Raw genomic sequence first — 21,035 nt, 5'->3', positions numbered from 1 at the left:
CATAATCTCTCCAATGCGTTGAGGCGCCTGTCAGTGTTGCCGCGGTCCCGCCTCAAGCGTCTCGGCACGCGCGATCATCCTCATCACCGTGCGCAGCGAGATCGGCTGGGCAGGAGTTGCGCTCGCTTGGATCGCTTCCACGATCACATCGATGCTGTCATCGCTCAAAGCACGCCGCGCGCCTTGGCGGCGGGCAAAGCCGGTTAAATCCGACGTCGTCAGGTGCGGCAGTCGGATCGGTGGACAGCGGCTCAGCAGCGGCTCTGGAAGGGGGCGCGTCGCGTTGACGGTCATCACCCATGACACCTGTCCCAAGTCAAATGGCACTTGAAAATACGGGCAAGTCCAATGACTTGCGGTTGCGGGCTCCAACAGTGGCAACAGTCCGCCGCACAGATCATAGGACCCGCCATTCGTCCCTGTCACACGACCAGCCTTTTCGAGTTCATCGATCACGACGATCGGGTTGCCAACCCTCTCCTGAAGGATCAGCTGGAGCAGCCGCCCGGGTCCTGCGGTGGCCCAGCCGCGCTGGCAGCCGAGAACCCCGAAACTGGCGTTCTCGACCGTCGCTTCGACTGACATCGACGGCATGCGCAGCGCGGTAGCCAGATGACGTGCCCAAGTCGATTTGCCGATCCCGGGCGGCCCGTCAAGCAGCTGCGGCGGCAGGCGAACGCCCGGCCAGCCTTCGCAAACGGATTTCCGCAACGCGTGCCAGATGATTTCCGTTGCAGGTGCCATCCAAGGATATTCCGCATGCAATTCCGCTGCGATCTCATCCGCACGGTGCTCCGACGGGATGCGGATCAGATTGACACCGTCGCGCAGGGCGGCAAGCCGATCCCGATCTTCTTTGCGCAAGTGAGCGAGCCCCGAGGCGGCCTCGCGGCGCTCGATCAACCGCTTTGCTCGGCGCGTGATCTTGCGGCAATCCGCGTCTGCCAATGTGATGATCGGAGCCATTTGCCGGGGATTGTCCGCGGCGGCCTTGGGGTCCGCAGGGCGGGGCGGATCCTCGGCCAGGAGTGCGTCCAACTCGACGTGGATCATCGCCCGCCGAAGGGTCTTGAGGTGTTCGGACAGGCGCAGTTCGATCGATTTCTGGGTCTCGTCCGACGGATATTTGACCAGCAATATCTTGTGGCGGAGCATGGGATTTCCTTTTCAGGCAAAGCCTTACCGGGGGCCGGGGAAATCCCGACCCGCCTAGAAGGGCATTTTGGGGGGCTCAGGCGATGACCGGCTTGCGCGGAGCGTTGACCGCGATGCCGCGCCAATCGACCCCGGCAAAGAGGGCGTCGAACTGCACCTGGTTCAGCATCATCGGCCCGGATTGCGCCTTCGGCCAGACGAAGCGCTTGCCATCGAGCCGCTTCATCGTCAGCACCAGCCCGGTGCCGTCCCAGACGATCATCTTCAGCTTGTCGGCGCGCCGCGACCGGAACACCCAGATCGCGCCGTCGAACGGGTCGAGCTGGAACTGGCTCGCGACATGCGCCACCAGCCCGTCCATGCCCTTGCGAAAATCGATTGGCTCGGTGGCGAGGTAAATGCGGTAGCTCGGGGTGTGGTAACTCATTGCGAGGCCCTCACCGCACGCAGGATCTCGGCCAGCTGCTCGGCCGGAAAGTCACCGCGCAGCGATATCTCGGCGTCGCCGATCCGGATCTGACAGGCGGCCGCGTCAGCGGCGCCCGTCTGCCTCGTGGCGCGCACCGGTTCCGAGGGCGCCATCACCTCGACGAACTGCGGAGACTTGCCCTGCGAGACAGTCTTTCCCTGCGGCCTCCCCCGGCGCGGCAGCTCGGGCAATTCGGCGCGCGCCCATTTCGCGACCAGGGATTCGTTGGCCCCGATCTCCTTCGCGACGGTGACGATCTTGGTGCCGGCCTCGATCTTCTTCACCGCCATCGCCTTGATCTCATCGGGCCAGATTCGACGCCCATTGTCGGCGGTGATCACCGGGATTCCCCAGACCACCACATCGCCGCCTTCCTTCTCGTCCAACATCTCGACCTCCTTCGAACAGAGAGAGGGAGATCATCGCAAAACCCTTATTTCATTGGAACATGGGGTATATGCACCGCTTACGATGCAGCGAATGAAGAGCTGCCATAAGAATTGCGGCGCGCTCTCCTGGGGTCAGCCGCACCGCCCAGACATTCGCAACGGCCTGCCAGCCTTCGGCGGTGTCGAGGATCAAGCCATAGCACAGCATCTTCGACGCGCGTTTGTGCCCGTCCTTGGCGAAGGCCTGAATTGGGTTTACAGGTTGCCCGTAACCCATTGTTTTCGAGGGGGTGCTTTCGGGGGGGCGTTTACGAATTTCCCCTTGCCGTTCAAGGCTCTTCGATGGATTGCAAATCCGTGAAGACCGGTTCGATTCCGGTACCCGCCTCCAAAAATCTCCATAACATTATGATAAAGGCCGGCTTTTTCGCCCCCAACCAACCCGACCCGCCATACAGCCCGCCATACTCTTTGCGCTTGGGTGCTACGGATCGCAGCGCATTGCATGCAGAGACTCACCGTGCGCCTGAGTGTGGCCAATTGACATCTCAGCACTGAGGACGGTCTGGCAGCCCTGACAGCCTCGCTTGCGCGGTGGTTACTAGGGTCGCTTGAAGCAAGGCTTGGCGGATTGCTTGAAGCAAGGCCTCAAGCAACCCTTGATGTCACGAATAGACACTCGCGTTGCCCAGCACTTTCCACCCGCTCAGGGGGCCGCGACCATCAGCAGCGCCTCGGCCAGATCAAGCGCGTCGTCAGCCCAGAAGCTGGGCGGGCGCGGATGGGCGACATCCGGCGCAGCAACCGCCCGGCAGCCGAGAATCAGTCCTTGCCAGCGCGTGGGCAGCGCAGACCGCCCCTCGACCGCGCCCAGAAGCGCGCCGCAAATCGCCGCGTTGGTGTCGGTGTCACCGCCCAGCGCCACGGTGTCGATAAGCGCCTGCACCAACCCCTGCCCCGAAATCAGCCGGTGAAAGGCGTTTTGCAGCGCGATCAGCACCCAACCCTGTTGGCGCATGAAATCCGCGGGCGGAGCTTCGGCCGCCGCGCGGAGGCACTGCCGCACCACCTCGCCCGCCGGATCACCCAGCACATCGGCCCATTCCATCGCGGCCTCGACCATCGCGCGGCGGTCGCCCCCCGCCACCCCCACCGCAATCGCGGCGCAGAAGGCGGCATTGGCCGCGGCACAAACCGGGTGCGGATGGGTCAGCGCCGCATCCGCCCGTGCCCAGGCGGCGGCGCGATTCGGCACCCCTTTCGCCGCGATGCCGATGGGCGCCGCCCGCATCAGCGCGCCATTGGCTTGCGATTGCGCATTCGCCCGCCCCCGTCCGGCCAGTGCCGCCAGCCCCGCCCGCGTCGTCGTGCCGATGTCGAAGGGCTGCGAGCGGCCCCAGTCGAGATAGGCTTGCCCGGCCGCCTCGGTCGAATAGCCCCGCGCCGCGACGATGCTGCGCGCCAGCGCCAGCGCCATCTCGCCGTCGTCGGTAGGCTGCCCGGCGAGCAGATTCCAGGTGCCGCCGGGGCGCAGCTCTGTCACCCCTTCGGGATGGCGGGCGCGGATCGCCTCGGCACTCAGAAATTCCACCTGCGCGCCCAAAGCGTCGCCCGCCAGAAGGCCCAGAAGCGCGCCCTGTGCGCGGTCCAGCATCAGGCTTTCGTTGCAAGGCTTGGCGGTCCGAGCAGGATGACGGGCCACCCGCCGCTCGGCCTGCGGTTTCCGGCGCACAAGCTCAGCCACCACCTCGGGCGCCCCACCGATGCAGCCCGAAAACCCGCCCCGACCATGCACCACCGGGGCGCCAGTCAGCTGCACCAGCACACCGCCAGCACCGATCAGCGCCGCATGACCCGCGGCGATGTCGTAACTGTCGAGCCCCTGGGTGATCGAAACGGCCGCGTCGACCTCGCCCACCGCAGCGAGCGCCAGCCGATAGGCAATCGAGGGGAGCGCCCGCAGCGCGGCCGGGGCAAGGCGGGCATGATTGGCGGCGGCGAAATCGCCCGCCTGTTCGTTCAGCGCAACGACGGTCGCGGCATCATAGCGGCGCGGGGCCAGCGGCCCGACCGGCTGGCCGTTGCGGGTCAGGCGCCGCCCCTCGGCCCAAGCGATCAGGTCGCCCGCATCGGCGCGCGCAGTCGGCGCATAGATCGCCCCAAGCACCGGCTGCCCATGGCGCAAGAGCGCCACCGAAATCGCCGATCCCCGATGGCCGCGCAAAAAGGCCGAGGTGCCGTCCTGCGGATCGACCGCCCAGACGTCGGCATGCCCGGTCCCCTCGCGCGGCAGTTCCTCGCCCCGCCAGTCGCAGCGATGCAGCGCCAGCAGTTGGGCTTTCAGAAACGTCTCGATCTCGGTGTCAATCTCGGCATGGCCGCCTTGCCCGCGCGGCCCGCCGGGGCGGTGAAACTCGGTCCAGAGCATCGTTCCTGCCTGATGCACCGCAGCCAGAACGCCGTCGAGCAAATCGGCAGGGCTGGGCAGGTGGAAATGACGGGTCATTCTTGCTATCTCCTGTGCTGATGGCCCTTTCTGCCCCCCAACCCGGCCCCGCCGGTTCTTTGTCGGAAAATTCCGCGTCGAGGCCCCATGCCCAGCCCCCTTCGCATCATCGGTTTTTACTGGACCCTTCCCGTGCCCTGGCTGGGCTTCACCCGCCTGCCCAAAGGCATCGCCGATGCCGCTGCCGCCAGCCGCGCGATCCGTTATCAGCGCGAACGGGTGCACCGCTGGGCCAAGGATGAAGGCGGTCAGGTGGTAGCCGAGGACGCCTTCATGGAAACGCGCGCGGATCGTGGCACCAGCGCCATCCTGCCCGAGGTCGAGCGGCTCTTGGCGAAGGCCGAGGCGATGGAGGCCACTCTGGCCGTGGTCAACTTCGCCGAAAGCTTTCACTGGCGCCCGCATGCGAGCCTTTGGGGGCGCTTGCAGACCGAGCCGCGGGTGATGGCGCTTGATCCGGTGCCGGTGCTGATCGACGGGCAGATCTTTGACCCGGTGTCGCATTTCCGCGCCTGGGAACAGGCAACGGAAACCCACACCGCGCTCAAACCCAAGGCCAGGGCCGAGATCGCGGCGCGCATCCGGGCGATGCGGGAAGCTGGGACCAGCTTTGCCGAGATCGCCCGGGCGCTGAATGCCGAAGGTGTCACCACGCCCGGCGGCAAGCCTTGGCGGGCGGACAATTTGCGAAAGCTTCTGGCGCAGCCGTGAGGGCGTGCGGAACTGCCGCCCCGCGGTCGGCGGACGACGCTCCCGGCCAATGGAGGGCCTCGGCGCCGATCCATCCCGCATTTGTCACCTGACAGCGGGCGCGCGACGTGCCATGATCGGTCTATGCGGTATCTCTTCGCCCTGCTTCGGCTGTCCCTGATCGCCATTTTCGTGGCGGGACTGGCTTTGCCCGACCTTGGCTGTGCCGCAGATCACGCGATGCCCGCGGCCCCTCAGACCTGCGCCGCCCATGCCGGGCATGGCTCCGCAGCACCAGACCTGCACAAGGCGGCCGCGGCCTGTCTTGAACATTGTCTGGCGAGTTCGCTGACGCCGGAGCCGGTGCTGCCCGCCGCCCGGGCCGAGCGGGTGTCGACCCTGACCCCACCCGCGCGCTTGCCGCTTGCCGCCCTGCGCGTGCCAGCCCCCGAGGCCCCACCGCCCCGCGCCTGATCTCTGCCAAGTTCCCCTTTTTGAACCGGAGATCATCATGACGACACTCACCCGCCGCGGCTTTCTGGCCGCAACCGCTGCCTTTGCCGCGCTTCCCCTTGTGCCCGCCCGTGCCCGGGCCGCTGCCGACACCTTTTCGCTCACCGCCACGACGCGGGTGATCGAGGTCAACGGCCGCGCCGCCACGGTGATGGGCCTTCTGGATGCGCAGGGCCGCCCCGGCCTGCGCCTTGATCCGGGCCAGCGCTTCCGCACCGATCTGACGAATGCGCTCGACATCGACACCATCGTGCATTGGCACGGGCAGATCCCGCCCAATGCGCAGGATGGCGTGCCGAACACCAACCCGATGCTGAAACCGGGGCAAAGCCGCAGCTTCGACTTTGCCGCCCGCCCCGGCACGTTCTGGATGCACAGCCATATCCCCGAGCAGGAAATCGGTCTTCTGGCCGCGCCGCTGATCGTGCGCCGCCCCGAAGAGGTCGCCGAGGACCGGCAGGAGGTGGTGATGCTGCTGCATGATTTCGCCTTCGCGACCCCGCAGGAGGTGCTCGAGACGGTCACCGGCGGCACGGCGATGGATCACGACGCCATGGATCATTCCGCCGCGCCGATGCCGGGGATGCAGGGCATGGGGGACATGATGTCCATGCCCGGCATGGCCGAGATGCACGCCTCGATGGAGGGCGGCATGTCGATGGATCTGAACGATTACGAGTTCGACGCCTATCTTGCGAACGACCGCACGCTGGTCGATCCCGAGGTGGTGAGGGTCGAAAAGGGCGGCCGGGTGCGGCTGCGGGTGATCGACGGCGCGGCGATGACCGCCTTCTGGATCGACACCGGCGCGGCCACGGCGCGGCTCGTCGCGGTCGATGGCAACCCGGTGGTGCCGCTGCCCGGCACGCGGTTTGCGATTTCGCCGGGCCAGCGGCTCGACATCGAGATCGACTTGTCGGGCGATGGCACTGCCGTGCCGATCCTTGCCCTGCGCGAAGGCACGCGCGAGCGCACCGGGCTGATCCTTGCGCCGAAAGGGGCCGCGGTGCCGAAGCTGGCCGATCTCTCCGAAAACCCGCATCCGGCGGTCTCGGGCGACATGACGCAGGAGATCGTCTTGCGCGCCGTCACGCCGCTGGCCGCCCGGCCTGCCACGGCGCAGCCGATGGTGATGCTGATGGGGTCGATGCTGCCCTATCAATGGACGATCGACGGGCGCAGCTGGGAAAACCGCCGTCCGGTCGAGGCGAAATCGGGCGAGCGGGTCGAGATGATGTTTCACAACATGTCGATGATGGCGCATCCGATGCACCTGCACGGCCATACGTTTCAGGTGATCGAGGTGAACGGCACCCGCTTCGCCGGCGCCGTGCGCGACACCGTTTCGGTGCCGCCGATGGGCAGCGTGACGGTCGCACTGGATGCGGGCGAGGCCGCGCCCTGGATGCTGCATTGCCACCACATGGGCCATCTTGCGACCGGCATGATGACCGAATTCCTTGTGCGTGCCTGAGGGAGACCCGAGATGACCAAGCACGACCTGTCCCGCCGTCAGATCCTCGCCCTTGCCGCGGGATTTCTTGCCGCCGCGCCCCTTGCCGCCGCCGAGCCGGTGGCGATCCTTGTCGTCAAGGATCCCGACTGCAGCTGCTGCGAGGCCTGGATCGACGTTCTGCGCGCCGACGGCTTTGCCGTCACGACACAGGTGATCGACTATGACGCGCTGCAGGCGCTCAAGGTGCAAAGCGGCATCCCCGAGCCGATGCGGTCCTGCCACACCGCGCGCGTCGAGGGCTATGTGATCGAGGGGCACGTTCCCCCCGCAGACATCCGTCGCCTGCTGGCCGAGCGCCCCGCGGCGCTGGGGCTGGCGGTGCCCGGCATGCCGCTCGGTGCCCCCGGCATGGGCCCCGAGGATCAGCGCGAGGCCTATGACGTGCATCTGATCACGGCCGACGGGCAGACCCCGATCTTCGCCCATTACGACGCGGCCTGAGCCCGGCCCGCCCTTGCGGTGCGCGGTGCGGATTTGACAATCCTGCACCGCGCACCGCATCTTCGCCGCGGGAGGGTCCAGCATGACCACGACACTCGAACGCCCCGGCTTCGGGGCCGCCGCCCTTGTCTGGGCGCGGATCGCCTGCCTGTCCTTTGGCGGCCCGGCCGGACAGATCGCGGTGATGCACCGCATTCTGGTCGAGGAAAAACGCTGGCTGGGCGATGCGCGGTTCCTGCATGCGCTGAACTTCTGCATGCTCCTGCCCGGGCCCGAGGCGATGCAGCTGGCGACCTATGTCGGCTGGCTGCTGCATGGGGTCAGGGGCGCGCTGCTGGCCGGACTGTTCTTCATCACGCCCGGGGTGCTGGTGCTGATGGCGATGAGCTGGATCTATGCGCTCTGGGGCGATGTGGGCGCGGTGTCCGGGCTGTTCTTCGGCCTCAAGGCCGGGGTGCTGGCGATCGTGGCGCAGGCCGTGCAGCGGGTGGCAAAACGGGCGCTGACGACGCGGGCGCAGCGGCTTGTGGCGATTTTCGCCTTCATCGGGCTCTTTGCCTTCGCCCTGCCCTTCCCGCTGATCGTCGCCGCCGCGGCGCTGATCGGCGCGCTTGGCGGCGTGCTGGTGCCGAAGGCCTTTGGCGCGGGCGGCCATGGCGCGCAGGGCCCCGCCACCGTGACGGATGCGGAAACACTGCTCGGCGCAGAACACGGCGACCCGGCCGGACCCGAGCGCCGCGCGGCCCTGAAGGCAGGCGGGATCGCGCTGGTCCTCTGGCTCGTTCCGGTGGCGGCGCTGAGGCTCCTCGCGCCCGACAGCGTCTTCACGGCGATCGCGCTCTTTTTCTCGAAGCTCGCGGTACTGACCTTCGGCGGCGCCTATGCGGTGCTGGCCTGGGTGGCGCAGGCCGCAGTCGGCGGCTACGGCTGGCTTACGCCCGGCGAGATGCTCGACGGGCTCGGCATGGCGGAAACAACGCCCGGGCCACTGATCATGGTGCTGCAATTCGTGGGCTTCATGGCGGCCTTTCGCACCGCGGGATGGGAGGCGCCGCTGCTTGCCGGAACCCTCGGCGGGCTTCTGGCGACCTGGGTGACCTTTGCCCCCTGCTTCGCCTGGATCCTGCTTGGCGCCCCCTTTGTCGAGCGGCTGCGGGCGAACCGGACCCTTGGCGCGGCCCTTTCGGCGGTGACGGCGGCGGTGGTGGGGGTGATCGCCAATCTGGCGCTCTGGTTCGGGCTGCATCTGATCTGGCGCGGGGTGACGCGGGTCAGCCTTGGCCCGCTGAGCCTCGATCTGCCGCAGCTTGGCACGCTTGATCTGCCCGCGGCGGGGATTGCCGCCCTTGCGCTCTGGGCGCTGTTCCGGCGCGGCTGGGGCATGACGACCGTGCTGGGCGCCGCCGCCGGGCTGGGCATTCTGGCGCATCTGGCCGGGTTGGCATGATCCCTGCCCGCCGCCGCGGCTTTCGGCACGGGTGCGCGCTGGGCAGGCGACAGATCCGATCTAGCTGATAAAGGCAGACAAAGAGGCAGGCCCGTCCCGTCGATCCGGGTCAGGCCGTCGGATCGGGCAAGCACGGAGGGCGAAGCGATGCTGTTGTTCTTCCTGAACGTGGCGGGGGCGGCGGCGCTGCTCATCTATGCGGTGCGGATGGTCCGCACCGGCGTCGAGCGGGCCTTTGCACCACAGTTGCGACACTGGCTGCGGGCCTCGGCGCGCAATCGGCTGGTGGCGGCGGCCAGCGGGTCCACGGTGGCGCTTCTGATGCAAAGCTCGACCGCCGTCGCGGTGCTGGCCGCTGGCTTCGTCACTGCCGGAACGATCTCGGCGGGGGTCGGGCTGGCCATGCTTCTGGGCGCCGACATCGGCTCGGCGCTGGTGGTGCAGGCGCTCGTTCTGCGCCCGGTGTGGCTCGCGCCGCTGCTGCTGCTCATTGGCGTCGCAAGCTTCCTGCGCACGCAGGAAAAGCCCGGACGGCAGATCGGGCGCATCCTGATCGGCCTTGCCCTGACCTTCGTCGCGCTCGACATGATCGCGCATGCCAGCGCGCCGATCCGCGATCTGGCCGGTCTGCCCTCGGTCGCAGGCTTCCTGCAACAAGACCCGATCTCGACCTTCGTTCTGGGGGCGGCGCTCGCCTGGGTGATCCATTCCTCGGTCGCGGCGGTGCTGATGGTGATGGTCTTCGCGACACAGGGTCTGCTGACGATCCCGGTCGCGGCGGCGCTGGTGCTGGGCGCGAACCTTGGCGGCAGTTTCATCGCGGTGATGCTGACGCTCGGCGCTTCGGCGGGGGCACGGCAGATGGTCTGGGCGAATGCGCTGGTGCGCGGCGGGGGCGCAGCGGCCTGCCTTGCGGCGCTGAGCCTCGTGCCGCATGACTGGTCCTGGCTCGGGGCGACACCGGGGCGGCAGGTGATCAACCTGCATCTGCTCTTCAACCTCGCCGTCGCGGCGATCGGGCTTGCGATGATCCCTGCCCTGCTCGCCGTGCTGTCGCGCGTGATCCCGCACCGCCCCGACCCGGCGCTGACGCAGGATCTGCCCGGCGCGCTCGACCCTGCCGCGCTCGCCGAGCCCGAGCGCGCGCTTGCCTGCGCCGCGCGCCAGGTGCTGCACATGGGCGAGACCGCCGAGGCGATGCTGCGTCTGGTGCTGCCGCTCTTTGCGCGCTGGGACCGGACCGAGGCCGCCGCCATCGCCGCGGCCGAGCTGCGGCTCGACCGGATGCATGCGGCCACCAAGGCCTATCTGGCGCGGCTCGACACCCCCACCGAAGACCCGGAGCTGTCGCGCCGGGCCGCCGACCTTGTGGAACAGGCGGCGCATTTCGAGGCGGCGGGCGATGCGGTGGCGCGCATGAGCTTCGGCCTTGCCCGCAAACTCGGGGCCGAGGGGCTGGCCTTCGCCGCCGATGACCGGCAGGACCTCGAGGATTTCCACGACAGCGTGCTGGCGACGGCGCAATCGGCGCTGCAGGTGCAGATGACCCGCAACCCGGCCGCCGCCCGCGACCTGGTCGCGCAGAAAGAACGGGCGCGGCGGCAGGAGCAGGCGCTGCAACAGACCCACATGGCCCGGCTGCGGCAAGCCAATCCCGAGAGCGCCGCGACCTCGAACATCCATCAGGAGCTGCTGCGGGAGTTGAAGCAGATCAACACCTGCTTCGTGATGGTCGCCTATCCGATCCTGACCGAAAGCGGCGAGCTGCTGGAAACGCGGCTGCGACGCGCCTGAGCCAAGCGTTCAGGACCGCCGCCGCGGGCCGTGGAACTTCGTCGGCGCAAGGCCAAACCTTGCGCGGAAGCTTTTCGAAAAATGCGCGACGCTTGCGAAACCGCAGGCCACGGCCACTTCGATCAGGGTCATGTCGGTTGTCGAGAGCAGATTGCGGCCGTGATCAAGGCGAAGCCCGCGATAGAAGTCGCCGGGGGTCTCGCCCAGCACCGAAACGAACAATCGCTCGACATGGCGGCGCGAATAGCCCGAGTCGCGGGCGAGTTCCGTGAGCGGCAGGGGGTCTTCGAGATGCGCCTGCATCCGCGCGACGATCGCGATCAGCCCCGGATTGCGCGAGCGGATCAGCACCGACAGCGCCGAGCGCTGCGCCGCATCCACCCCCACCATCACCTTGCGCAGGCACATCTCCGAGACCATCGCGGCGAATTCCGCGCCGTGATCGGCGGCGATCAGCGCAATCATCATGTCGGTCGAGGCCGCGCCGCCACCGCAGGTCATCACCCGCGGCGCAATCTCGAACATCGCCGGGCTCGGCGCCAGATCGGGGAAGGCCTCGCCAAAGGCGGGCTGGTTTTCCCAATGCAGCGTGAAGGGCGTGTCGGTCAGAAGACCCGCCTCGGCCAGCGCCACGGCGCCGGTGCAGATGCCGCCCACCGTGCCGCCAAAGCGCGCATGGCGGCTCACCACCGCCATCACCTGCGGCGCGGCGGCGGCCTTGGCCGGGTTGCCCGAACAGACGAAAAGCCGGGTGTCGCGGGGCAGCGGCGAAAGCGCGCCATCGGTGCAGACCGAAATCCCCGAGGACGAGGCCACCGCCTGACCGTCCTCCGACAGCAGCCGCCATTGATACAGCGGCTGCTGCGAGAGCTGATTGGCGATGCGCAGCGGCTCGACCGCCGAGGAAAAGGCAAGCAGCGTGAAGCCCGGCACCAGCAGGAAGGCGTATTTGCGGGTCTCGCCCGGATGCTCGACCGGGAAGAAGGCCGCGCCGAGCGGGACGAGCGGTTCAGAGACGAGCACCGTCACTTGGCGCTCATTCCAGAACCCGGCGCGACATGCGATCAAGGAAAATCGCCACAGCCACGATCGACAGCCCCGCGCGCAGACCAAGCCCCATCTCCATCCGGGTCAGGCCGCGCGTCACCTCGGCCCCCAGACCGCCGCCGCCGACAAGACCGGCCAGCACGACCATGGCGAGCGACAGAAGGATCGTCTGGTTCAGCCCGACCAGCAGAGTCTTTCGCGCCGCCGGGATCTCGAGCTTGGTCAGCACCTGCATCGGCGTCGCACCCGAGGCTTGCCCCAGCTCCACCAGCTCATGCGGGACTTCCTTGAAGGCGAGCGTGGTGATCCGCAGCATCGGCGGGATGCCGTAGACGACGGTGGCGATCAGCGCAGGCACCTTGCCGAGGCTGAAGATCATCACCGCGGGGATCAGATAGACCCATGGCGGCACGGTCTGCATGATGTCGAGCACCGGGCGCAGCGCGCGTTCCAGCCGGGGCCGACGGGCGGCCAGAAGACCCAGCGGAAAGGCCAGCATCACCGAGGCCAGCACCGACACGGTGACAAGCGCGATGGTCTGCATCCCCTGCTTCCACAGCCCCGAGGCCAGACACAGCCCCAGCGACAGCGCAGCCAGCAGCGCCATGCGCCAGCCGAACGCCCAAAGCGCCAGCGCGGTCACCCCGCCGATGAAGGCCCAGGCCGGGGGCAGGCGCAGCGCGGTTTCGGCGCCATCCAGCACCGCCTCGGCCGCGCCGCCGATCAGCGCGAAAACGCCATGCCCGTTGGTGTTCAGCCAGTCGAGACCCGCGGCGATCAGGGTGCCGGGGGAAAACAGCGGATCGCTCATGCGCGAGGCTCCGTCTTGAAGCTTTGGGGGCGGGCGGCGGTCTGGCTCAGGCGGTCGAGCACGATGGTCAGGACGACGATGGCGATGGCGGCATCGACCGAGCGGGCGATGTCGAGTGTCCGCACCGAGGCATAGATGGTCTGCCCCAGCCCGCCCGAGCCGACGATGCCGGCGATGACGACCATGCCGAAGGCCATCATCAGGCTCTGGTTCACCCCGGCCATGATCGAGGCCAGCGCGAAAGGCAGACGGATCTTCGAGAACACCTGCCAGCCGCTTGCGCCCGAGGCCGCGCCCAGTTCGAGAAACTCGGTCGGCGTGCGCGAGATGCCAAGCGCGGTCAGTTTCACCGTCGGCGGCACCGCGACGATGAAGGTGGCCAGAATGGCCGTGGCCGGGCCATAGCCCAGAAAGGCGATGGCGGGCAGCAGGTAAAGATAGGGCGGCAGGGTCTGGATCAGATCGAGCACCGGATCAAGCAGCCGCGCCAGTCGCGGCGAGAGCCCGGCAAAGACGCCGATGCCGCCACCGATCAGCACCGCCATCGTGGTGGCCGAGAGCACGAGCGCCAGGGTCTCGATCGTCTCGGTCCAGAGCCCGAGCGCCGCGCAAAGCGCAAGGCTTGCTGTGGCGAAAGCCCCGAAGCGCCAGCCCAGCAGCCGCCAGCCGAGCGCCCCCACCATCACCGAAAGCGCCCAGAACGGGATCTCGGCCAGAAGCCACAGGATCGCGCCGAAGCCGCCCTCAAGCAGTCCGCGCAAAAGCGCGAACGCATCGTTGCCATGGTTGGAAATCCAGACCATGCCCACGTCAATGGCCGCATCGAAGGCCTTGATGCCGTCACGCCATGCCATCTTACTGCGCCTTTTCGACGGCTTCTTCGCCGCGGATGCCCTGCAGCAGGGTGCGGGCGGTCACGACACCGAGCAGCGTCTCACCCTCGGCGATGGCCACCGCCTGTTCGGGCGCGGCCAGAACCAGATCGATCAGCGCCTGCACATCGGCTTCGGGCGAAGTGCGGGCCAGTTTCTCGACCGGACCGGCATAATCGGTCAGCGGCAGCATCAGCGAATGCGCCTTGACCAGATGCAGCCGCGAAATGCCCGCCACGAATTCCGCCACATAGGCATCGGCCGGGTGCAGCACGATCTCTTCGGCGGTGCCGATCTGGATCATCATCCCGTCCTTCATGATCGCGATCCGGTCGCCGATCCGCATCGCCTCGTCGAGGTCATGGGTGATGAAGACGGCGGATTTGCCCAAGCTCTTCGTCAGCTGCCGGAACTCGTCCTGCAACTGCCGACGAATGAGCGGGTCAAGCGCCGAAAAAGGTTCGTCCATCAGGATGATGCCGGGGTCCGAGGCAATGGCGCGGGCGAGGCCAACGCGCTGCTGCATGCCGCCCGACAGTTGCTTCGGCAGGTGGTTGGCCCAGTCCGACAGCCCGACGCGGGCGAGCGCATCCAGCGCGATGCGATGCCGTTCAGCCTTGCCCACGCCCTGCACTTCCAGCCCGAAGGCCGCGTTGTCGAGCACGGTCCGGCCGGGGATCAGCGCCACCGACTGGAACACCATGCCGATCTCGTGGGCGCGCAGCGACCGCAGATCCTTGCGGTTCATCTGCGAGATGTTGCGGCCGCGAATGGAAATCTCGCCAAGGCTCGGCTCGATCAGGCGGTTGAGCAACCGCACAAGGGTGGATTTGCCCGAGCCGGACAGCCCCATGATGCAGAAGATCTCGCCCTTGCGGATCTGGAAGCTGGCATCCGCCACCCCCACCACGCAGTTGAAATCGCGCAGCACCTCGCGCTTGCCCGCGCCGCGGGTGCGGATCGCCGCGATGGCATCGTCCGCGCGTTCGCCGAAGACTTTCCAGACATTGCGGCAGTCGATGAGGATTTCAGAAGTGTCTTGCGTCATGCCGATGGTCTTTCGCGCGCAGAAATGAAACGGCCCGGGGGCAGAGGCACCCCCGGGCCGATGGCCTCATTCGGACTTGATGTCTTCCCAGCGGGACACCAGATCCGCATGGGCAGCGAGCCAGTCGGCGACGGCCTGATCCATCGTCTTGCCGTCGTTCACCGCCGCGTTCATCGCGGTGATGTCGGCCAGCGGGATGTAGACCGACGCCATCGCCTCGCGCGCGGCCGGGTGGGCGGCCGAGAAGCCCTTGGTGCCGACCCAGTAGTAGCTTTGCGGCGGCGGGAAGACGGCCTTCGGATCGGCGAGGAATTTCAGGTCGTACTTGACCATCATCCACGACGGTTCCCAGACCGTGGCGACGATCCATTCCTTGCGGTCGGTGGCGGATTTCAGCGCCGCGGTCATCGCGCCGGTCGAGCCTTCGACCAGTTCCAGATCAAGGCCGTAGGCATCCACCGCATTCGCCGTGTCGCGCATCAGACCGGCCCCCGGCTCGATGCCGACGATCTTGCCGCCGAACTTGTCGGCATTGTCGTTCAGCTGATCGACGCTGGTGATGTCGACATATTTCGGCACGGCAAGGCCCTGGAACAGCCCGTGCGAGACCGGCGAAATCTTCTCGAGCGCGGACATGTTCTTCGTCCAGTAGTCATGCGCCACGTAATCGGTCTGCGAGGCCAGCACGTCGATATCGCCCCGCGTCATCGCGGCATAGGCGATGCCCCATTCGGAAAACTCGGTCACCTCGACGGTGTAGCCCTTGTCTTCCAGCACCTTCTTGGTGATGCCGGTGATCGGGGTCAGGTCTTCCCAGGACATGGTGCCCATGTGGATCACCTTGTCTTCGGCCGTGGCCGAAGCGGCCCCGCCCATCACAATCGCCGCGGCGCAGATCGCACCCAGAAACTTCCGCATCTCGCTCTCCTGTTGGTCGTTTCCGAACATGTCGACCGCGCAAGCGGGATCGTTCGCCGCAGGGCTGCGGCGGTTCCGATGGCGTCGATATGCTCTGTTTCGTCTCCCTTGCCGGGGGGCTTCTGATGTCTCCCCGACACTCCGGTCCTCCGGAATTCCAGAAGTATCAATCAGCCGCACACAGGCCCGCAAACGAGTTTTTCGTGCGGCGCGGCATAAGTGAAACTATGGCAGAAAGGGTCAGAGCGCCGCCAGAAGATGCGCCACGAAGCGCGCGACGGCGGGGCGGCGCAGCGCCACCTGACGGCAGTTGAGAAAGTTGCCGCGGCCGGCGCCGATGGTGCCCGGATGGGCAAAGACGAGTGTGCCGGCCTCGATATGATGGCGCACCATGTGATGCCAGCCCAGCATCACGCCCTCGCCCGCCAGCGCCGCCTCGATCAGCAGACCGACCTTGTTGGTGATCAGGCTCGATGGCCCCTTCGCCCAGACGCCGCCATTGGCGCGGAACCACTCGGTCCAGCCCAGCGGCTGCCAGCCGATCGCATCGGCATTCCAATGGCTGTCATGCAGATGCAGCAGGTTTGCGCCATTGAGGCTGTCCACCGCCTCGAATGGCCCCTGCGCCGCCAGATAGCCGGGCGAGCACACCGGTTGCGCCAGTTCGGGAAACAGGAAATGCAGTTCCTCGCCGACTTCGCAGCGCTCGTTGCCGCAGATCAGCGCCAGATCGACCTGCGAATAGTTGCGCAGGGTGTCGTCGTGATCCGAGGCGAGAATGGTGAAGCCCACCTCGGGATGCAGGGTGCGGAAACTGTCCATCAGCGGCTTCAGCCAGAACCGGGCCATGCCATCGGTCGCGGCGACGGTGATGTGCTGCGGCTCGGTCCCGCCCGAGATCGCGCCCACCGCATCGGCAATCGCATCCAGCCCGACCGTGACCGAGGCAAACAGCGCCTTGCCCTGCTCGGTCAACTCGAGCGCGTTGTGCTTGCGAATGAACAAGGGCGTTTCGAGCGCGGTTTCCAGCAGACGGATCTGCTGGCTCACCGCGCCCTGCGTGACGTTCAATTCCTTCGCCGCAAGCGTGAAGGACAAATGCTTTGCCGCCACTTCGAAAGTGGCGAACGCGCCAAGAGAGGGAAGATGACGGCGTCTGACGGGGGCCATCGCACTCCTTTCCCTCGGGGTCACTCGCGGCGGGCCTGCCATTCCTTAAACCGAAGATACGCGTTTGCACCGATCGTGTCGAATGGATGTGGCGGAAGTTTCGCGGGTTCGGGCTCGGCGCCGAAATACGCGGTGATGTCCGAGCGCCGCCCCATCGCCAGTTCCGCCGCGCCGATGCCGGTCAGCGTGCCGCGCGCCGTGCCAAGACCGTTCTGCACACAGGCGGCGAAAAGCCCGGGTTCGAGCGGTCGCATCATCGTGACGGCGTTCTTCGTCAGGCACAGATGCCCCGACCAGGCATGTTCGAAGGGCAGGTCCCGCAGCATCGGGAAGCGGTCGTCGAACTTGCTCCGCATCGCCCGCACCAGCCGCGCCAGCTCCGCCGCTGTGGTTTCCATGCCGGGGCGGTAATAGGCGCCCTGCCGGATCACGATCCTGTGGCCGCCCTGCCCCGGTCCGATCCGCCGCACGGTCGCGCCCATCGGATCGGCGGGGGTCAGCCCCCATTCCTCGGCGCCACCAAGGGCGCGGATCTGCGCCGGGCTCATCTCGGCACTCATGCAGGCGTTCAGCATCACATGCATCAGCCGCCCCTTGGCAAAGCCGAAGCTTTCCAGATGCCCGTTCGTCGCCAGAATGACGCGCGAGGCCGTCATCGACCCGCCCGCCGTCGTCAGCTTCCACCCCGTGGCCGTCGTCTCGATCCGGGTCACGCCGGAGCGCTCAAAGATCCGCAGCCCCGCGCGTTCGAGCCCGGCGGCAAGGCCCATCGCATAGCCCGCCGGCTGCAGCATCGCCGCGCCGGGGGTGAAAAGCCCGCCCTGATAATAGTCGGTGCCGGTCAGCGCCCGCATCGACCTGGCGTCGAGCATCTCATGCGCCTCGCCCAGCGCGGCCAGATGCTCGGCATAGGCGCGGTTGGCCGCCAAGCCCACATCCGAGGCCGCGCCGTTGATCTTGCCGGTGCGACGGAACCAGCCCGCCGGGATGTCATACTCGGCCACCGCTTCGGCCGCGAAATCGATCGCGAAGCGGTTCAGCCGGGTCAGCACCCGGTCGCGGCTCTCGCCGCCCGCGGCATAGTCGGAGGCGGTGAGTTCATGCGGCAGATCGATCATGAAGCCCGAATTGCGCCCGGTTCCGCCCTCGGCCAGATGCCCGGCCTCGAGCACCGCCACCGAAAGCTTCGGATCGATCTGCAAGAGCCTGCGCGCCGCCGAGAGCCCGGCATAGCCCGCGCCGACGATGGCAATGTCGCAGCCCTGATCGCCGCCCAGAACCGGCCGCGGGGGAGCGGGCGGCAGGATCGCCGCCCAGCCCGCAGGCCCGGTAAACCGCGGTTGCCGGATCACCTCATGCGTGGTCATCGCGCCCCTCAATCCACCGAGCTGTCGGCAGGATCGCTCAGGTCGAGCCAGATCGTCTTCAGCTGGGTGTATTGGTCATGCGCATGGATGGAGTTGTCGCGCCCGCCAAAGCCCGATTGCTTGTAGCCGCCAAACGGCGTGGTGATGTCGCCCTCGCCGAAGCTGTTGACCGTCACCGTCCCCGCCCGCAGCATCCGCGCGCCGCGCAGCGCCCGCTTGCCATTGGCGGTGAAGATCGAGGCGCAAAGCCCGTATTCGGTCGCATTCGCCACCGCGATCGCTTCCTCGAAACTCGCCACTTCGATCACCGTCAGCACCGGGCCGAAGATTTCCTCGACGGCGAGTTTGCTGTCGGGCGAGGAGACCTCGACCACGGTCGGCTCGACGAAGCCCTCGGCGACGATCTTGCCGCCCAGATGGATCGTCTCGGCCTTGCAGGCGTCGAGATAGCTCGACACCTTGGCGAAATGCGCCTTCGACACCAGCGCGCCCACCCGCACCTCGGGGTCGAGAGGATCGCCCACCACCCATTCGCGCAGATGCTCGGCCACCCGCGCCAGAAGCTTCGCCTTGATCCCCGTCTGCACGATCAACCGCGAGGCCGCCGAGCAATTCTCGCCCATGTTCCAGAACGCGCCATTGACCACATGCGCGGCGACGGCATCCAGATGTTCGGCGTCGTCCAGCACGATGCAGGGGTTCTTGCCGCCAAGCTCCAGCACAACTTCCTTGAGGTTGCTGTCGGCCGAATAGTGCAGGAAGCGCCGCCCGGTGACGGTCGAGCCGGTGAAGGAGACCATGTCCACATCGGGGTGACGGCCGAGCGGCTCGCCCACCTCGGCGCCCGAGCCGGTGACGACGTTGAAGACCCCGCGCGGCACACCGACTTCGTGGGCGAGTTCCGCGATGCGCAGCGCCGTGAGCGTGGTTTCGGCGGCAGGCTTCACCACCACCGAACAGCCCGCGGCCAGCGCCGGACCGATCTTCCAAGCCAGCATCAGCAGCGGGAAGTTCCACGGCAACACAAGGCCGACGACGCCCACCGGCTCGCGCAGCACCATCGCGATGTGATCATCCGAGGCGGGCGAGACCTGATCGTAGATCTTGTCGATCAGCTCGGCATGCCATTTGATCACATGGATCGCCTCGGGCACATCGACGTTCTCGCAGTCGTAGATCGTCTTGCCGCTGTCGAGGCTTTCCATCACCGCCAGCTCGCGGGCATTGCGGGTCATCAGCTTGGCCAGACGGATCAGCACATCCTTGCGCTCGCCCGGATGCAGCTTCGACCAGCGACCATCGTCAAAGGCCTCGCGCGCTTTCGACACTGCGAAATCGACATCCTCGGGACCGCAGGCGGCGATGGTGCCCAGAACCTGGCCCGTGGCCGGGTTCGTCGTCGCAAAGGTCTTGCCCGAGATCGCAGGCCGCGAGGTGCCGTCGATGAAAGCATTTTGCGGCAGATCGAGGCTGGCGGCGAGCGCTTGATAGTCCTCGTGCGTCAGAAGATCGGCCATGTCAGTTCCCCTTCAGGATCGCGGCGACGGTCGTTTTCAGCACCCGGATCACCTGTTCGAGTTCGCGTTTGTCGTCCTTGTTCAGCCCTTTGAGCGGCGGGCGCATCGGGCCGGCGCGCAGCCCGGTGGTCTCGACCCCGTGCTTGACGCATTGGATGAACTTGCCGCCCTGTTCGAGCACCCGCATCAAGGGCAGCATCGCCGACATGATCCGGCGGCCCTTGGCGAAATCGCCTTGCACGACGCAGGTTTCGTAAAGCGCGATGTGCTCTTCGGGCAGGAAGTTCGACCCGGCGCAGATCCAGCTCGTCGCGCCCCAGGCGAAGAATTCGAGCGCCTGATCATCCATGCCGCAGGAGATCTGGATATGCGGATAGTCGCGGGCGAGCAGGTGCAGCCGGTTGATATCGCCCGAGCTTTCCTTGATGCCGATGACATTCTTCGAGCGGCCGACGCGGTCCAGGAACTCGCGCCCCATCTCGACGCACATCCGGCCGGGGTAGTTGTAGAGGATGATCGGCAGATCCGCGGCGCGGTCGATGGCAAGCGCGTTCAGCGCGTTTTCGCGTTCGGTCGGCACGGCATAGGGCGGCGAGCCGAGCAGGATCGCATCCGCCCCCATCTCGCGCGCGCCGGTGGCCAGCGCGATCGAATCGGGCGTGCGCATCGCGCCGGTGCCGACGATGACGGGCAGCCGCCCCTTCACCCGCTCGGTCACGAACCGGGCGATGGCAAGGCGCTCCTCGATCGTTTCGGCATAGTTCTCACCGGTGGACCCACCGGAAATGAGCCCGTGCACCCCCGCGCCGACGAGACGCTCGACCAGCTCGGCAAGCGCGTCGAAGTCGATATCGCCTTCGGCTGAAAATGGCGTGATGACAGGCGTATAGATGCCCTCGAGGCGCATCCGTGGCGGCATGGTGGTTCTCCCTGAAGGCGTCGGGCGTTGCGGCCCGATCCGGCTTTTGATGCAGCTAAGGGCAAGGCCGCGCGCATCGCAAAGGAGAATGTTCAGGATTGGCGCATTAGAAAAGCTATTGCAAAGTCGATCTGCCCGCCTCGCGCCACCGCTTCCCTTGGCGCCGCTTTGCCCTATGCTCCAAGGCCGGAGATCGTCACGAAAATTCGCAACAGTTGCACTTCGCAACTTAAGTCAATATCTGCTGGGCCGCATCGATTCAGGGGACTGACCATGACCTCATACGTCACGATTCTCGACTATCTGGGGGTTGCGCTTTTCACCGCGACCGGGGCGCTGACGGCCTCGCGTCGGCAGCTCGACATTCTGGGCTTCACCTTTCTCGGCACCTTGACGGGAATCGGCGGCGGCACGGTGCGGGACCTGATCCTCGATGTTCCGGTGTT

The 21,035-nt window shown here is 67.0% G+C and carries 21 protein-coding genes; 7 read left to right on the top strand and 14 right to left on the bottom strand.

All coding sequences use genetic code 11. From position 1 onward, the window contains the following. Positions 1-30: 30 nt before the first annotated feature. The 5 genes from C8J30_RS17045 to C8J30_RS17025 all read right to left on the bottom strand — a co-directional run bounded on the left by C8J30_RS17045 (position 31) and on the right by C8J30_RS17025 (position 4,519). On the bottom strand, positions 31-1,155 hold the full coding sequence (locus C8J30_RS17045) for an AAA family ATPase (RefSeq protein WP_110807150.1): 1,125 nt from the start codon (positions 1,153-1,155) through the stop codon (positions 31-33). 76 nt (positions 1,156-1,231) lie between these two features. Next, entirely contained in the window at positions 1,232-1,582 is a 351-nt protein-coding gene (gene tnpB / locus C8J30_RS17040; protein WP_055209617.1) for an IS66 family insertion sequence element accessory protein TnpB, read from the bottom strand. Beyond that, complete coding sequence (locus C8J30_RS17035; protein WP_110807148.1) at positions 1,579-2,013, bottom strand: transposase; 435 nt, start codon at positions 2,011-2,013, stop codon at positions 1,579-1,581. Before C8J30_RS17035 ends, tnpB begins: the two co-directional genes overlap by 4 nt. Positions 2,014-2,062: 49 nt before the next feature. Then, a complete protein-coding gene (locus C8J30_RS18940) occupies positions 2,063-2,290 on the bottom strand; it encodes a hypothetical protein (protein WP_110807146.1) in 228 nt (75 codons plus the stop codon). Positions 2,291-2,719: 429 nt separating this feature from the next. Further along, a complete protein-coding gene (locus C8J30_RS17025; RefSeq protein ID WP_220033823.1) occupies positions 2,720-4,519 on the bottom strand; it encodes an inositol monophosphatase family protein in 1,800 nt (599 codons plus the stop codon). An 87-nt stretch (positions 4,520-4,606) separates the two neighbouring features. On the opposite strand from C8J30_RS17025, the gene C8J30_RS17020 reads away from it, so the two are divergent. The 6 genes from C8J30_RS17020 (at position 4,607) to C8J30_RS16995 (ending at position 10,920) form a co-directional block, all read left to right on the top strand. After that, positions 4,607-5,230: a recombinase family protein gene (locus C8J30_RS17020; protein ID WP_110807144.1), complete on the top strand. Its 624-nt coding sequence runs from the start codon at positions 4,607-4,609 to the stop codon at positions 5,228-5,230. A 123-nt stretch (positions 5,231-5,353) separates the two neighbouring features. Continuing rightward, positions 5,354-5,683: a hypothetical protein gene (locus tag C8J30_RS17015; RefSeq protein WP_110807142.1), complete on the top strand. Its 330-nt coding sequence runs from the start codon at positions 5,354-5,356 to the stop codon at positions 5,681-5,683. A gap of 37 nt (positions 5,684-5,720) precedes the next feature. Continuing rightward, positions 5,721-7,196: a multicopper oxidase family protein gene (locus C8J30_RS17010; RefSeq protein WP_110807140.1), complete on the top strand. Its 1,476-nt coding sequence runs from the start codon at positions 5,721-5,723 to the stop codon at positions 7,194-7,196. A gap of 12 nt (positions 7,197-7,208) precedes the next feature. Beyond that, positions 7,209-7,679, top strand: a complete 471-nt coding sequence (locus C8J30_RS17005) for a DUF411 domain-containing protein (protein ID WP_110807139.1) — start codon at positions 7,209-7,211, stop codon at positions 7,677-7,679. 82 nt (positions 7,680-7,761) lie between these two features. Then, positions 7,762-9,126, top strand: a complete 1,365-nt coding sequence (gene chrA, locus C8J30_RS17000; protein WP_110807137.1) for a chromate efflux transporter — start codon at positions 7,762-7,764, stop codon at positions 9,124-9,126. A gap of 147 nt (positions 9,127-9,273) precedes the next feature. Further along, positions 9,274-10,920, top strand: a complete 1,647-nt coding sequence (locus C8J30_RS16995) for a Na/Pi cotransporter family protein (protein WP_110807135.1) — start codon at positions 9,274-9,276, stop codon at positions 10,918-10,920. 9 nt (positions 10,921-10,929) lie between these two features. Here C8J30_RS16995 and C8J30_RS16990 read toward each other — a convergent pair whose 3' ends face one another. From C8J30_RS16990 to C8J30_RS16950, 9 genes are all read right to left on the bottom strand, one after another. Beyond that, complete coding sequence (locus C8J30_RS16990; protein WP_245909905.1) at positions 10,930-11,949, bottom strand: GlxA family transcriptional regulator; 1,020 nt, start codon at positions 11,947-11,949, stop codon at positions 10,930-10,932. A 7-nt stretch (positions 11,950-11,956) separates the two neighbouring features. Further along, on the bottom strand, positions 11,957-12,778 hold the full coding sequence (locus C8J30_RS16985) for an ABC transporter permease (protein ID WP_110807133.1): 822 nt from the start codon (positions 12,776-12,778) through the stop codon (positions 11,957-11,959). Next, positions 12,775-13,632: an ABC transporter permease gene (locus C8J30_RS16980; protein ID WP_110807131.1), complete on the bottom strand. Its 858-nt coding sequence runs from the start codon at positions 13,630-13,632 to the stop codon at positions 12,775-12,777. The genes C8J30_RS16985 and C8J30_RS16980 overlap by 4 nt, the downstream gene beginning before the upstream one ends. A gap of 1 nt (position 13,633) precedes the next feature. Then, positions 13,634-14,698 (bottom strand): quaternary amine ABC transporter ATP-binding protein, encoded by a 1,065-nt coding sequence (locus tag C8J30_RS16975; RefSeq protein WP_110807129.1) that lies wholly within the window; start codon positions 14,696-14,698, stop codon positions 13,634-13,636. A 66-nt stretch (positions 14,699-14,764) separates the two neighbouring features. Beyond that, a complete protein-coding gene (locus tag C8J30_RS16970) occupies positions 14,765-15,616 on the bottom strand; it encodes a glycine betaine ABC transporter substrate-binding protein (protein WP_110807166.1) in 852 nt (283 codons plus the stop codon). Positions 15,617-15,856: 240 nt separating this feature from the next. After that, complete coding sequence (locus tag C8J30_RS16965) at positions 15,857-16,786, bottom strand: LysR substrate-binding domain-containing protein (RefSeq protein ID WP_110807127.1); 930 nt, start codon at positions 16,784-16,786, stop codon at positions 15,857-15,859. Between the two features lie 20 nt (positions 16,787-16,806). After that, positions 16,807-18,153, bottom strand: coding sequence for an NAD(P)/FAD-dependent oxidoreductase (locus tag C8J30_RS16960; protein ID WP_110807125.1), 1,347 nt, complete (start codon positions 18,151-18,153; stop codon positions 16,807-16,809). An 8-nt stretch (positions 18,154-18,161) separates the two neighbouring features. Next, entirely contained in the window at positions 18,162-19,670 is a 1,509-nt protein-coding gene (locus tag C8J30_RS16955) for an aldehyde dehydrogenase (RefSeq protein WP_110807123.1), read from the bottom strand. 1 nt (position 19,671) lies between these two features. Further along, complete coding sequence (locus C8J30_RS16950) at positions 19,672-20,589, bottom strand: dihydrodipicolinate synthase family protein (RefSeq protein ID WP_394341943.1); 918 nt, start codon at positions 20,587-20,589, stop codon at positions 19,672-19,674. Between the two features lie 273 nt (positions 20,590-20,862). Here C8J30_RS16950 and C8J30_RS16945 point away from each other — a divergent pair. Then, positions 20,863-21,035, top strand: a 173-nt coding sequence (locus C8J30_RS16945) for a TRIC cation channel family protein (protein WP_181420931.1), incomplete at its 3' end; no start/stop codon positions are given.

The sequence above is a fragment of the Rhodobacter viridis genome (assembly GCF_003217355.1).
Classification (GTDB): domain Bacteria; phylum Pseudomonadota; class Alphaproteobacteria; order Rhodobacterales; family Rhodobacteraceae; genus Rhodobacter; species Rhodobacter viridis.
The sequence above is the reverse complement of the archived record's forward strand: the minus strand, read 5'-3'. Positions and strand labels throughout refer to the sequence as shown.